The 13,544-nt window shown below is 46.4% G+C and carries 12 protein-coding genes; 2 read left to right on the forward strand and 10 right to left on the reverse strand.

Annotated features, from left to right (window positions below):
• Positions 1–7: 7 nt before the first annotated feature.
• The 6 genes from BBR47_RS22195 to BBR47_RS22220 all read right to left on the reverse strand — a co-directional run bounded on the left by BBR47_RS22195 (position 8) and on the right by BBR47_RS22220 (position 6,484).
• Complete coding sequence (locus BBR47_RS22195; RefSeq protein ID WP_015892664.1) at positions 8–1,483, reverse strand: spore germination protein; 1,476 nt, start codon at positions 1,481–1,483, stop codon at positions 8–10.
• 151 nt (positions 1,484–1,634) lie between these two features.
• Positions 1,635–2,690, reverse strand: a complete 1,056-nt coding sequence (locus BBR47_RS22200) for an ABC transporter substrate-binding protein (RefSeq protein WP_015892665.1) — start codon at positions 2,688–2,690, stop codon at positions 1,635–1,637.
• Between the two features lie 60 nt (positions 2,691–2,750).
• Positions 2,751–3,548, reverse strand: a complete 798-nt coding sequence (locus tag BBR47_RS22205) for an ABC transporter permease (RefSeq protein ID WP_015892666.1) — start codon at positions 3,546–3,548, stop codon at positions 2,751–2,753.
• Positions 3,545–4,348, reverse strand: coding sequence for an ABC transporter permease (locus tag BBR47_RS22210; protein ID WP_050763866.1), 804 nt, complete (start codon positions 4,346–4,348; stop codon positions 3,545–3,547). Before BBR47_RS22210 ends, BBR47_RS22205 begins: the two co-directional genes overlap by 4 nt.
• A gap of 44 nt (positions 4,349–4,392) precedes the next feature.
• Positions 4,393–5,379 carry an ABC transporter ATP-binding protein gene (locus tag BBR47_RS22215; RefSeq protein ID WP_015892668.1) on the reverse strand — a complete coding sequence of 329 codons (987 nt, stop codon included), beginning with the start codon at positions 5,377–5,379 and terminating at the stop codon, positions 4,393–4,395.
• A 154-nt stretch (positions 5,380–5,533) separates the two neighbouring features.
• Positions 5,534–6,484 carry a DMT family transporter gene (locus BBR47_RS22220; protein ID WP_015892669.1) on the reverse strand — a complete coding sequence of 317 codons (951 nt, stop codon included), beginning with the start codon at positions 6,482–6,484 and terminating at the stop codon, positions 5,534–5,536.
• Between the two features lie 136 nt (positions 6,485–6,620).
• On the opposite strand from BBR47_RS22220, the gene BBR47_RS22225 reads away from it, so the two are divergent.
• Together BBR47_RS22225 and BBR47_RS22230 are read left to right on the forward strand one after the other, a co-directional pair.
• Positions 6,621–7,970, forward strand: coding sequence for a PLP-dependent aminotransferase family protein (locus BBR47_RS22225; protein ID WP_015892670.1), 1,350 nt, complete (start codon positions 6,621–6,623; stop codon positions 7,968–7,970).
• Positions 7,971–8,288: 318 nt separating this feature from the next.
• The gene (locus BBR47_RS22230; RefSeq protein WP_015892671.1) at positions 8,289–8,912 is read left to right on the forward strand and encodes a YqaA family protein; all 624 of its coding nucleotides are present in this window, start codon (positions 8,289–8,291) and stop codon (positions 8,910–8,912) included.
• 54 nt (positions 8,913–8,966) lie between these two features.
• Here BBR47_RS22230 and BBR47_RS22235 read toward each other — a convergent pair whose 3' ends face one another.
• From BBR47_RS22235 to BBR47_RS22250, 4 genes are all read right to left on the reverse strand, one after another.
• The gene (locus BBR47_RS22235; RefSeq protein ID WP_015892672.1) at positions 8,967–11,105 is read right to left on the reverse strand and encodes an ATP-dependent Clp protease ATP-binding subunit; all 2,139 of its coding nucleotides are present in this window, start codon (positions 11,103–11,105) and stop codon (positions 8,967–8,969) included.
• Positions 11,106–11,223: 118 nt separating this feature from the next.
• Complete coding sequence (locus BBR47_RS22240) at positions 11,224–12,363, reverse strand: MFS transporter (protein WP_015892673.1); 1,140 nt, start codon at positions 12,361–12,363, stop codon at positions 11,224–11,226.
• Between the two features lie 64 nt (positions 12,364–12,427).
• Complete coding sequence (locus tag BBR47_RS22245) at positions 12,428–13,024, reverse strand: TetR/AcrR family transcriptional regulator (RefSeq protein WP_015892674.1); 597 nt, start codon at positions 13,022–13,024, stop codon at positions 12,428–12,430.
• Positions 13,025–13,175: 151 nt separating this feature from the next.
• Complete coding sequence (locus BBR47_RS22250; RefSeq protein WP_015892675.1) at positions 13,176–13,538, reverse strand: cupin domain-containing protein; 363 nt, start codon at positions 13,536–13,538, stop codon at positions 13,176–13,178.
• Between the last annotated feature and the right edge of the window lie 6 nt (positions 13,539–13,544).

Here is a 13,544-nt window from a genome sequence, read left to right on the forward strand (position 1 = left end):
CACCTAACTACTGAACTGGTCTTTTTTTCCTGGCCTCATCAGGCACACGGGTATCGTCAGGAGAACGTGTCATAGCCGGACGCTTGCCGAGAGAGTAAAAAGGAAACCGGATCAGACTGTTTTTAATATCCTGCAAGCGAAAAGGAAAAAAGGGAAGAAAAAACGGACGTCCCAGACTTGATTGACGCAGGATGTGTATCAAGAGAAAAGACGCGCCTAGCATAATACCAAACCCTCCCCAAATCCCAGCTAACACGATAATCGGAAAGCGGAGGATGCGTACTGCCGTACTCATCATGTAGGAAGGAAAAGTAAAGGAAGCTAATGCACTGAGCGCCACAATCATGATCAATATGTTACTGGTAAAACCCGCTGCAACGGCTGCCTGTCCAATTACGATACCGCCGACAATCCCTATCGTTTGTCCAACTTTAAAAGGAAGTCTCGCTCCAGCCTCCCGCAAGAATTCAATAATCATCTCAAGCAGCAAAGCTTCAAACAAGGGGGGAAAAGGTACCTTGGAACGAGACTTTACGAGCGATACAAGGAGAGCAGATGGAATCATTTCATAATGGAACGTAAGTGCAGCCACATAAGTAGCAGTAAAAAACAAAGAGACAAAAAGGGCCGAGAAACGTAACAATCGAATGAAGGAAGCCATTTGCCACCGGATATAAAGATCTTCATTCGACTTAAAAAAGTCCACGAAGGAACTGGGACCGACGATAGCAAACGGGCTTCCCTCCACAAACACGGCAACCTTTCCTTCTAACAGGGCTTCACTTACATGATCAGGTCGTTCGGTTAGGATTAACTGCGGAAAAATAGAGAACGTATTGTCATCAATCAGTTGAACCAATTTTCCACTGTCAATCACGCCGTCTATATCTAGATCGCGTAAACGCTGAATGACGGTTTGAACATTTTCTGGAGCAGCCAGTTCCTCCATGTAACATACTTCCACATTCGTCCTGCTACGTTTCCCAATCGTAATAGTTACGTTGGTAAGCAAATCAGTTGAAAGATATCCCTGTAGAACCCCTAAATTGGTTTCCAAGTCTTCTGTAAAAGAAACCTGAGGACCGAAAATCTGGGTTTCGACCTGAGCCTCTCCCAAAGAACGACTCGGTATTCTTGCTACGTAGAGAAGAAGCCCGCACGCCATTCCTTCTATTTGAAGGTAAATCCATCCCCTCACGAGATGATCGCTGACTTGTCTGTAATCCATGGTTTTGGTGACATGAGCAACAGGAACATTCCCCAAAATCGTATCAGGATCGATCTTTTCGTCAGGTAACCTTTCGAAATAGGGAAGCAACACCTGCTGAAGAATGACCGTATCGACTAGATAGGGTAGGTAGGCTAGCAACAAGCTATTGGTTCCACAAGAAAGGGTACGAAACACCATTCGCGGATTTCGCATGTGATCCCATAATTTTTCTCGCGTCTCGCTAACGGATTCAGATATCATGTTGGTTGTCATCTTATGTTTGCCCCAATATATGGTGTCCCCTTATTATTTTTCCAATGCCCTCGCTCTATTCCCCTTTCAAGCCGAAGAGTAGGCTCCCAGACAAAATAAAAACAAAAAAAACCGAGACGGAAATGCTCCATCTCGGTTCGTTCACCACTATTTATCTGCCGCTCTTCATTTCAGTCCAGTAGCGGTCGTATTGCTGCAAGGTTTCTCCTACATCCACCAGCCACTCCGCACGGGCAATGTCTGCTGTATCCAGGAAGACCATCTTGTTGGCACGGTATTCTTCACTGTGCAGTGGGTATGCTTTTTCGTTCGGGTTACTGTAGCCGATAGACTCGTAGTTTTTCACACTGACCTCTGGGTCCATCAGGTAGTTGATGAACTTCTCAGCCATTTCCTTGTTCTTAGCACCCTTTGGAATTGCCATCGTGTCTGCCCAGATCGTTGCGCCCTCTTTCGGAATGACGTACTCTACATCTGGATTTTGTGCGTGAATGAAAGCCGCGTCGCCGGACCAAACCGTTCCGATCCATGCTTCTTCCGCAATCATCTTTTGCTTGATGTTGTCTGTATCAAAAGCAACAACATTCGGTACTACTTTTTTCAAATCAGCAAAGGACTTTTCCAGTTCCTCTTTGTTCGTCGTGCTATTGGAGAAGCCATTTTTGATCAGTGCCATTCCCATAACCTCACGAGGGTCATTCAGCATGATGACACGGCCCTTGTAAGCTTCGTTCCACAGATCATTCCAGCTTGTCGGGGTTTCTTTTACATATTTCTTGTTGTAAGCGATCCCGGTAATTCCCCATGTATATACGAGTGAATACTTGTTTTCTTTGTCAAAAGGAGGTGTCTTGAACGTAGACACGATATTGCCCATGTTCGGGATGTTCGCTTTGTTCAGTTCTTCCAGGAGACCCAGCTGAATCATGGTACCTACCATGTAGTCGGAAGGTTGGATCAGGTCGTAACCAGATGCACCCGCTTGAATTTTTGCCAGCATTTCTTCGTTGCTGCCGTATACATCATAGTTGACCTTCACGTTGAATTTTTGCTCAAAACCTTTGATGACGTCTGGGTCGAAGTTGTCTGCCCAGCTGTAAATATTCAATACTTGTTGCTCTTGCTCAGATGACGATGAGCAGCCTACAGCAGTCACCGCAAGTACGGCGGTCAGAGCGCCGATCATCAAGGACTTGAAACGTTTCATTTTTTCCTCTCAACCTCCAAATCAGTTATGGGATTGCCTTATGAAAACTCCATGATGGTTCTAAAAGATGGATTGATTATTTTTCGAGTCTTTGCGGCGAAAAATCTCTGCCACCACAACCAACAGCACGGTACTCACGATCAAAAGTGTCGAGAGTGCATTCACTTCTGGCGAGACGCCTCGTTTTACCAACCCATAAATGTAGAGTGGCAATGTAGTCGAATTCGGACCAGCCACGAAGAACGAAATAATGAAATCGTCCAGCGACAGGGTAAACGACATCAGGAAGCCTGCGATGATCCCTGGCATGATCAGGGGCAGCGTCACATAGCGCAATGTCTCCCATGGAGTTGCTCCCAAATCTTGGGACGCTTCTTCTAGTTCTTTGCCCATATCAGCCAAACGTCCAGAAATAATAACCATCACATAGGGCATGCTAAACGTAACATGCGCCAGGATCAGGGTCACTTTCCCCAGCTCCATCTGTACCTGACTAAATAGCACGAGCATAGCCAACCCCATCATGATCTCCGGGATGACAATCGGCAAGTACATTAACCCGTTGAAGATATTGCTCCAACGCAGGGAAAAGTGCTTGACCGCCAGAGAAGCAGCCGTACCCAATACCGTTGCAATGACGCTACTGATAACCCCAATCGTCAAACTGTTCATCAGCGCTTGCATGACCTGCCTGTTTTCAAACAAAGAAACATACCACTTCCACGTAAAACCAGTCCACGTAGCGTTGATCCGTGAATCATTGAACGAATAAAGGACAAGGATCAAGATTGGCAGATACAAAAAGACCAGCATCAGCCATGAGTATCCAGATAGTGCGTTTCGACGTAATGTTTTCATGCTGATCCCTCCTTTGTCTCGCTCGCTTTGGTAGCGCGGAAATAAAGAAGAATCAATAGCATGGACAATAGCATCAGCACGATGGACAAGGCAGATCCAAACGGCCAGTCACGGGCAGACAAAAATTGATTTTGAATGACGTTTCCGATCAGAGCCGATTTCGCTCCTCCCATGACATCCGGAACGACGAACATCCCGATGGAAGAAACAAATACGAGAATCGATCCAGTGACGACACCTGTCTTGGTCATTGGCAAAGTCACATGCCAGAAAGCCTTCCAAGGTGTTGCACCCAGATCATACGCTGCTTCCAGCTTGCGGCGATCCATCTGCTCCAGTGACACATAAATCGGCAGTACCATGAACGGCATAAGCGTGTACACCATCCCGAGCAGAACAGAACCCGAATTGTACAGAAGCGGCAGCGGCTCCGAAATAATGCCCAGCGACTCCAGGAACGTATTGATTACGCCTTGCGAACGCAGGATGATTACCCACGCATAGGAACGGACCAAGAAATTGATCCAAAACGGAATCATCACGAGCAACAGCCATATTTGCTGAGTCGATTTTTCCAGCCGTGAAATGTAATACGCCAACGGATAACCGCACAAAATCGAAAATACAGTTGTCAAAACCGCTACGACCAACGTATCCCAAAAAATTTGGCCATACAGCGGATCGAAAATACGGATGTAATTGTTCAGCGTAAACTCATAGACAACTTGTCCGTACGTGCCTCTTTTGAGGAAAGACAGTATGGCGATCATAAGCATAGGCAGAACGAAAAGCGCACCCATCCACAAAAGGGCGGGAAGCGCGAGCAGTTTTACCGGCTTCTTGTTTAACAAGGAAGGATCACCTCGTCCGTCTGTGCCCAGCCAATGGCCACCTGATCTCCCACCTGCCAGTCCAGACCGTCACCTGCGTACTGGTGTGCCATTACGGTCATATCCTGCCCCTCAAGGCGGATAAATACCTTGCGCAAATTGCCGAGGAACACCGCGTCAGCAATGGTGCCCAGCTTCTTGTGCTTGTCCTTGTCGCAGTCAACCGGGTACAACTTGATCTTTTCCGGACGTACAGCTGCATTCGTTCCGTTTTCCCGGAAAATGTTGTTTTCCCCAATAAAGGTAGCCACAAACAAGGTTTGCGGGGAGTTGTAAATCTCTGCTGGAGAAGCAATCTGTTCAATTCGTCCCTTGTTCATGACCGCGATTCGATCGGACATCGCCATCGCTTCTTCTTGGTCATGGGTAACGTAAATGAACGTTATCCCTAGGTTTTTCTGCAAGTTTTTCAGTTCAAGCTGCAAGCTTTTTCGCAATTGGTAGTCTAAAGCACCTAAAGGCTCGTCCAGAAGCAGAACGCGTGGGTTGTTAATAATCGCCCGTGCGATTGCTACACGTTGCTGTTGTCCGCCAGATAGCTGCTTTGGCGTACGTTTACGCAATTCTGTCAGTTGGACGTACTGAAGTACTTCCTCCAAACGCTTTTGTTGTTCAGCTGCGTTCACTTTTTTCATTTTCAAGCCAAACAGGATGTTTTGCTCCACGGTCATGTGTGGAAACAAAGCATATTGCTGGAACACCATGTTCATATCGCGCTGATATGGCGGCACATGGCTGAGGGGCTTTTCGTCTAGGAAAATTTCCCCGGTCGTTGGCTGCTCAAAGCCAGCAATCATTCGCAGCAGTGTCGTTTTCCCACAGCCACTGGGGCCGAGTAACGTCAAAAACTCCCCTTCTTCAATGGAGAGAGAAAAAGAGGGGACGACGACAGTATCTGCAAATCTCTTTTCAATCGAATCCAGATGTATAATTTTTTTCATTCCGTCATCTCACCATATGTCATTATACTCACAATCTAGGTAACTATATCGTGTATGATACGATTTGTAAACAGTTTCACGAACGATTCCTCCTCAAAAACAAACAGAGCCAATGAATAAACATTCGCTCTGTTGCGTATCCTTTCTCTTTTTCTCACACAGATGTAGATTTCGATTGAGGCGTGTGCTTCTGTTTTTTAAATTTTGCCCCTAGGAAATTCGTCCCAATCACCCCGATAATAATCATCACTGCGCCAATGAGATGGTAGTATGCCAGTTGTTCCTGTAAAAAGATAACGCCTGCCACGATCGTAACCAACGTAGACAAATTGTTAAACACGCTGAGTTTGGATGCTTCCATCTTGGACAAGGCAAAGTTGGTCATAAAGGACGTCATGAGCGAGGACAGAATCCCCAAAAATACAATCGAGATGATAAATGTCGAACTGGCGAAAGGAACAAAATAGGTCGATAAAGTCCCCTCCGCACTATGGCGAATGACTGACCAGCCGTTAAAAAACAAAAATCCGAGTAACGCCACCATATACGTCATGTCTATATAATGAAAGGACTTTGTCATTTTCCTCGCCAGAACACTATATCCCGCCAAAGAAAACGCGGATAACAGGATGAGAATGGTACCGATACTGCTCCCTGAGCCTGAGCTTACACCCAGCCCCTTCATTGCAAAAATGTACACGACACCTCCGACGGATAAAAGCGTGGACAGCTTTTGCAGCCACGTAGAAGACTCTCCCAAAAAGAATGCCGCCATGACCATGGTAAAAATCGGAACGGTTGCTTGAATAATCCCCGCCTCAGACGAAGTGGTATACACCAGTCCAAACGCCTGAAGGGTAAAGAACAGAATGGGGTACAGCATGGCGAGCGGAATAATCGTGAGCATGTCTTTTGGTTTGATGGACAGCTTGATCCACCCAAACAGGATCGGGATAGAAGCAACGATAAATGCCACGGTAAAACGGTGTGCCAAAGTATCAACCGGATTGGTTACAGCGAGTGCCATTTTCAGAAACAAAAACGATAAGCCGGTAATCCCCGCGTTCAGTAATGCTGCAAGAATCGCTTTTTGTTGGTCTTTCATCGTATGTATCTCTCCTACTGGGGACTTTTTACAGACGGCCGTCTTAGGTTAATAGTAATGGGGGATCAATCGTGCTACAATGCAAAAAAGGAGTAACTGTACCGATACAAATTCCGCGTAAGGGAATGTTTTTTGGATGCACAAATATTTGCAGCTTCAAAATGAACTCGAAACGTTGATTGAAAGCCTCTCCTATCAAGACGGAGACCGGCTTCCCTCCATTCGGGAGCTCGCCACTCGCTACCAATGCAGCAAAAGTACCGTTATCCGCACCTTGGATGAACTCGAAAAGCGTCATCTCATCTATTCGGTCGACCGAAGCGGCTACTACGTCGTGAAAAAGCAAAGGAAGATACAGCCCGCAGATACGTCGATAATCGATTTTGCGACCTCTGCTCCCGATCCTGACCTCTTTCCTTATGTCGACTTTCAACACTGCATCAATAAAGCGATTGAAACCTATAAAAACGATCTTTTCATATACGGAACTACACAAGGCCTGCCATCACTCATTTCCGTCGTTGCCAAGCTGCTTGGGAACCATCAGGTTTTTACGGACCCGGGCAATATTTTCATTACCTCCGGTGTCCAACAAGCTCTAACCTTGCTGTGTAGTCTTCCTTTTCCAAATGGCAAAAAAACGATTCTGATTGAGCAGCCCAGCTACCACCTTTTCATTGAAAGCTTGCAAGTACGCAAGCATCCTGTTCTCGGGATCAAGCGGACTGCCCAAGGAATCGATTTAGAAGAGCTAGAGTCTATTTTCCGAACGGGAGAAATCAAATTTTTCTATACGATGCCTCGCTATCATAGCCCGCTCGGGACGTCATACAGCCGAAAGGATAAGCAGCGCATTGTGGAGCTTGCCCAGCAGTACGACGTCTATCTCGTGGAAGACGATTATATGGCAGACCTTGAGCATGACAGTAAAGCCGATCCGCTCTTTGCCTATGACCGTTTTTCTCGCACGATTTATGTAAAAAGCTATTCCAAGATTATTTTTCCCGGGCTCCGTCTGGGTGTAGCTGTTATACCTGATGCACTAAAGGATTCCTTCAACCAGTACAAACGACTCATGGATATCGACAGCTCCATGCTATCTCAAGCTGCGCTGGAAATTTACCTAAAAAGCGGAATGTTTGAGCGACACAAGCAAAAGATACGCAGTTCCTATCACCGGCGATCTAACCTGCTGATGGCGTCCTTGAACCAGTTTGCGGTGAATGAAGAGCATCTGTTCACCTTTCAGCCCCTTGCGTATCCGGGGATTCATACGCATATTATGTTGAACGATTCTATTCCGGTCTCAGCTGTTATCAGCCAGCTCAAAAAACGCTCGATCCTTGTGGATGCTACTGACAAAAATTACTTGCTGGGCTTTCCGCAAGAAAATATGTTAAAGCTGAATGTGTCCTATGCCAAGGAAACAGTGATTGAGCAAGGAATTGATGTGTTGATGGATGTGCTACGCCGCATGCACCGTTAACCTATCCGCCTTAAGTCTTAGATAAAATCCGGCGGGGGTGCGTTTTTGGACAACAATAAAATCTCGATAATGGAACAGTAACCAGAAAACGATCTACATCGTATTATCAGATACAAGGAACATGGTTTACCCGGAAGATTCTCTGGTATAAATTGTTTCAGGATGCAGGGATTGGGGTATTTCATTGTATAATTAGTGAATCCATATCAAAAAAAATTCGTTCCATAGTCGGCCAGTTTGAAGTAGAATCGCATCTATACACATACTTAATTGAGTTGATGACTGGCAGTTAACGATAGAATGACAAAGGAGAAATAGATGCTTCAGAACATTTTAGATTTCTTAATGGAATACGGCTATTTAGGAATGTTCATCCATTCTTTTGCAGACGCAGTCATCTTTCCCGTTCCTGCCTTCTTTCTTCAAGTGCCACTCAGCCTCGTTGACCCTTCGCAGGCATTGTGGATTGCTACGGTAGGCTACATCGCTTGTCTCATAGGGACTCCCGTCGGTTATTTTATCGGTAAAGTACTAGGCAAATCCGTTCTGTACAAACTCCTCAAGAAGGAATGGATTGACTCTGCCACAGAGATGTTTCAAAAGAAGGGCGAAGTCGCGATCTTCATCGGTTCGTTTACACCGATTCCGTTTAAAGTATTTACAATCATGTCGGGTTGCTTGAAATTCCCGTTGTGGAAATTGATCGGGTATGCCGCAATTGGACGGGCAGTCAAATTTTACGCAGTTGGACTCTTGTTCTATTTTTACGGTAAAATGGCGGAAAATATGGTCCATAACGTTTCTCTCTATATCTTTCTCACCGTGGTGCCGCTCATCTTGATCGGGTTATGGGTGAAGAAAATTGTCGCCAAGCGCCGCCAGCTGAAAATGGAAAGTAATGGCGTCAGCAATGGCATCAATGAGAAACTCATGAATAAATAAAGAAGATCTTAAAAAGCAAAGAAACCCCAATCGGGGTTTCTTTTTTTACAACTGTTAACCTTTTTTCACTCGAATTACATCATCCTCGACATCAATGACCATTGCTGTCACATTGTCTTCTTCCATCACCAGATCCGCAATGCCATCCTCAACATATTGCTGAATCACGCGGCGCAATGGACGTGCCCCGAAGGCAGGGTTGTAGCCCAGCTCAGCCAGCTTTTCTTTTGCGGCATCTGTCACGCTGATCTCCATTCCTTGCTCAGACAGATTGCCCATGACATCTTGCAGCAGCAGATCGACGATTTTGACCAAATCCTGTTTTTCCAGATGAGCAAAGGAAATGATCGAGTCGAAGCGGTTCAGGAACTCCGGCTTGAAGTACGCTCCCAGAGAATCCAGCACGGTGGCAGGCTCGGGCGCTTGTGCTCCAAAGCCAACGGAGATTTTACGCTCGATCACACCGGCATTGCTCGTCGCAATGATGACCGTCTCCTTAAAATTCACCGTACGGCCCTGACTATCTGTCAGACGGCCATCCTCCAAAATTTGCAGGAACATGTGCATTACGTCCGGATGTGCTTTTTCGATCTCATCCAGCAGGATAATGCTGTACGGATTGCGGCGTACGCGCTCAGTCAGCTGACCTGCTTCCTCATGACCGACGTAGCCAGGAGGAGAACCGATCAATTTGGATACCGAGTGCTTCTCCATGTACTCGCTCATATCGAGGCGGATCATGGAATCACGGGTACCAAACAGCTCCTCTGCCAGCGCTTTGGACAGCTCTGTTTTCCCTACGCCAGTCGGACCGACGAACAGGAAGGAAGCAATCGGTCTGTTTTTCGGTTTCAGACCTGCCCGACTGCGTCGAATCGCCTTCGCTACTTGTGTGACTGCCTCGGACTGGCCAATGACTTTTGCTTCCAAATGAGCTGCCAGGTTTTTCATTTTCATCTGCTCATCACTTTGCAGCTTGGTAACAGGAATCCCGGTCTTTTGCTCGATCAAGGCTTGGATGTCTGTGACATCAACCTTGACGCGTTGGTCCTTGCCCTCGATTTGATCCAGCTTCTCTAAAATGCCCGCTTCCTCGTCTCGCAGACGGGCAGCACGTTCGTAAGCTTCTTGCTCCGTCGCTTCCTTTTTCTCCTGATTGATTTGCGCAAGACGCTCATGTAACTCTGACGTATCCATCACGGAGGATCTCAGGTTCAAACGCGAGCCCACTTCATCCATGAGATCAATCGCCTTGTCAGGCAAGAATCGATCCTGGATGTAACGATGGGAGTATTCCACGGAGGCACGGATGACATCATCCGAGTAAGCGACTTGGTGGAATGCTTCGTATTTCGGGCGCAAACCTTTCAAAATCTCGATGGCTTGTTCTACGGTTGGTTCCTTGACCATGACTGGCTGCAGGCGGCGCTCCAGAGCAGCGTCTTTTTCAATCACGCGGTACTCTTTTAACGTAGTTGCCCCAATCAGCTGCAACTCACCGCGAGCCAGTGCAGGCTTCAGAATGTTCCCTGCATCCATAGATCCTTCCGCAGAGCCTGCCCCCACCAAGAGATGAATCTCATCCACAAACAAGATGACGTTTTTGCGTTTTTGCAGCTCGGCAATCACTTGCTTCATTTTTTCCTCGAACTGTCCGCGAATACCCGTTCCTGCAACTAGAGAGGCGACATCTAAAATGTACACCTGCTTGTTTTTCAGCTTGGTCGGTACTTGCCCTTCCGTAATGCGCAGAGCGAGGCCTTCCGCAATCGCCGTCTTCCCGACCCCTGGCTCCCCGATCAGAACCGGATTGTTTTTGTTCCGACGGTTCAAAATCTCGATGACACGCTCGATTTCTTGTTCGCGTCCAATCACAGGGTCAATTAGTCCGGCACGTGCCGCATCGTTTAGATTACGGCCCAGGTCATCGAGGATGCCCCCACCGCGTTCTGGCGCTTGTCGCTGCGGTTGACCGGAAGCTTTGCCCGGATTCATCTGGCCTTGAGCAAAGCCTTGCAGGAACTCATCCAGTCCAGAGAAGGAGGAGAAAGGACTAAAGCCCATACCCACTCCCATTTTGTTGGTCAGCTTTGTTTTGCAATCCTGGCACAGATCGTATTTTTGTTGCTGATTTTGTACACGTATATGAACAGTCACAGTTGCTTCTCGTTGTTTGCAGATTTCACAATGCATATTCAATCCCCCCAAAAGCGTTGTTTTGGAATTCAGAAGACCTTTGACCTTTTCTGACCTTCGTTGACTTTATTATAGTTTGACCTTTTTTGACTTTCAAGAGGGATTGTATGGTTTTTTACACTTTGCTCTTTTGCAGGTAAGGAACGATTGAAAGTAACCCGATAACGGCGAAACAAGCACCTACCCACAATGGTGAAACAAGTCCATAGCCACTGCTGATCCCGATCCCGCCTAAGAAAGATCCAATGGCAACACCCAAGGTAATAAAGGAAGTATGCACCGTGTTTACCATCGTCCCACTGCCTGCTGTATTCATGACGCGTGCAATCATGGCCGGATTCATCGCTACACCCGTCAACCCAATCAGAACAATGGACAGCACCGCGATCCATTTATTTTCGGCACCTACCGCAAACAGAACCAATGCCCCTAAGAGGATGCTTAATCCTGTTACAAGGATTCGCATGGTAAAACGATCAGCAAGTCTGCCAATCACGATATTTCCGATCACGGTCGCGATGCCGTAAAGGGCAAGCAAATACGGGATGCTCGCATCCGAAAATGCCGTTACATCCGTAAGAATCGGAGTAAAATAACTAAACGCTGCGAAGGTACCGCCAATGATTAGCATACTCGTTGCATACGCGGCCCAAAGGTGTGGATTTTGAAAACTGGCAAGCTCATCCTTTGCGTTCATCCGATCTTTTTGTGTGGAGGAAGGGAGCAGCCATTGAATCAAAATCCCTGATAGCAATACGACGATAGCAACAGCCCAAAAGCTCATTCTCCAGCCGAAATATTGTGCAATCACGGTTGTCAGCGGGAGTCCTACGACAGTAGCAATCATTAAGCCTGCCAAAACAATCGAAGCGGCCTTTCCCCGTGAATGAGGGGGAACCAAGCCGGCTGAAATACTGACAGAGATGCCAAACGCAGCGGATGAGGCAATACCCGTTAAGATACGCGCAAGCATCATTGACTCGTAATTCCAAGCCATTGCTCCTAACGTTTGACCAATAAAGAAGACGGCAATCAATGATAGCAACGCTTGTTTTCGGCGAATGTGCAGGAGCGTTGCCGTTAGTAGCGGGCCCCCTATCACCATTGCACCCGCATACGCCGTAATGAAATACCCGATGGATGAAATCGATACGCCGAAATCATCGGCAAGCTCATTCATCATCCCTGCCACCATAAATTCAGAAGTCGTCATTGCAAAAATCGCTACCGCTAACAAATAAATCATCGACGGCATAAAGAAACCCTCCCCACTTATTATTGTAACAATCGGTACAAAAATCACTCAAAAAAAGAGCGCATTACGCGCCAAAGATAGATTCCATGGTCCCCTTCATAATTTGTTCAGCCAATGTCCGATTCTGTGTGGAAGTATTCAATACACGAAAGCCGTAGTAACTGCTTAAAAATAGGCTTGCCAAATCCACCGCAGATCGTTTTTGAGAGATTTCACCCGTTCGCAAGCCTTCCTCCATCACTTTTTCCATGGTATCCTTCAGAAGTTCAACATGCCTGGAGACGATTTCTTCAATCTTGGGATCGTCTTTTGCACGTTCCAATCCCGCATTGATCAGCAAGCATCCCTTTGGATTCGTTGATTGAAAGTCTTCCACGAATGCCCACGCTAAAAAATTTTGCAACCGTTCTTTCACGGAATCCGGACCTTCCAATAACGCCCGCTGTTCACGAATCCCGGTATCGTGATAGTGTTCCACCACTGCAAGATACAGGTCTTGTTTGCTGCCAAACGTATTGTACAAGCTGCCTTTCCCTAGTCCAGTATCACTGCATAAATCATGCGTAGAGCAACCATTGTAGCCTTTTGACCAAAATGTTTTCATGGCCACATCTACGATAGATGTGTAATCAAAATCACGTGGTCTGCCGCGTTTGCTCACCGGAATCCTCCTTTCGTCTCCAACTGTTATGGAAATCTTACACATTATGTACCGTTCGGTCAACAAATGAAATGGTTGCAACTGTACAAAACCATGCCTATAGAAAAAGCCCATTTTGAAAATCATCTTTCAAAATAGGCTCGATCATTGATTATATCGTCTCTAAATCTGTTACTGTTTTTTCGTTTACTTGATCACCAGTATTCAGCGTCGTCTTTGGTTCAAGCAATAATACATGAACCTCTTCCTCTGCAACTGGCATATGCTCTACACCTTTTGGAACAATGAGAAATTCCCCTTCGTTTAACCAAACATCTTTATCGCGAAACTTAATAAGCAGTTTCCCTTTCACTACCAAAAACATCTCATCCTCATTTTCATGCTGATGCCAGACAAACTCTCCTTTCAATTTCACCAGCTTTACATAGGAGTCATTGATTTCGCCTGCAATCTTGGGATTCCAATACTCATGGAATAACGTAAACTTTTCAGCTACATTGACCTTCTCCATCATTTTCCC

This window comes from Brevibacillus brevis NBRC 100599, assembly GCF_000010165.1.
GTDB classification, from domain to species: domain Bacteria; phylum Bacillota; class Bacilli; order Brevibacillales; family Brevibacillaceae; genus Brevibacillus; species Brevibacillus brevis_D.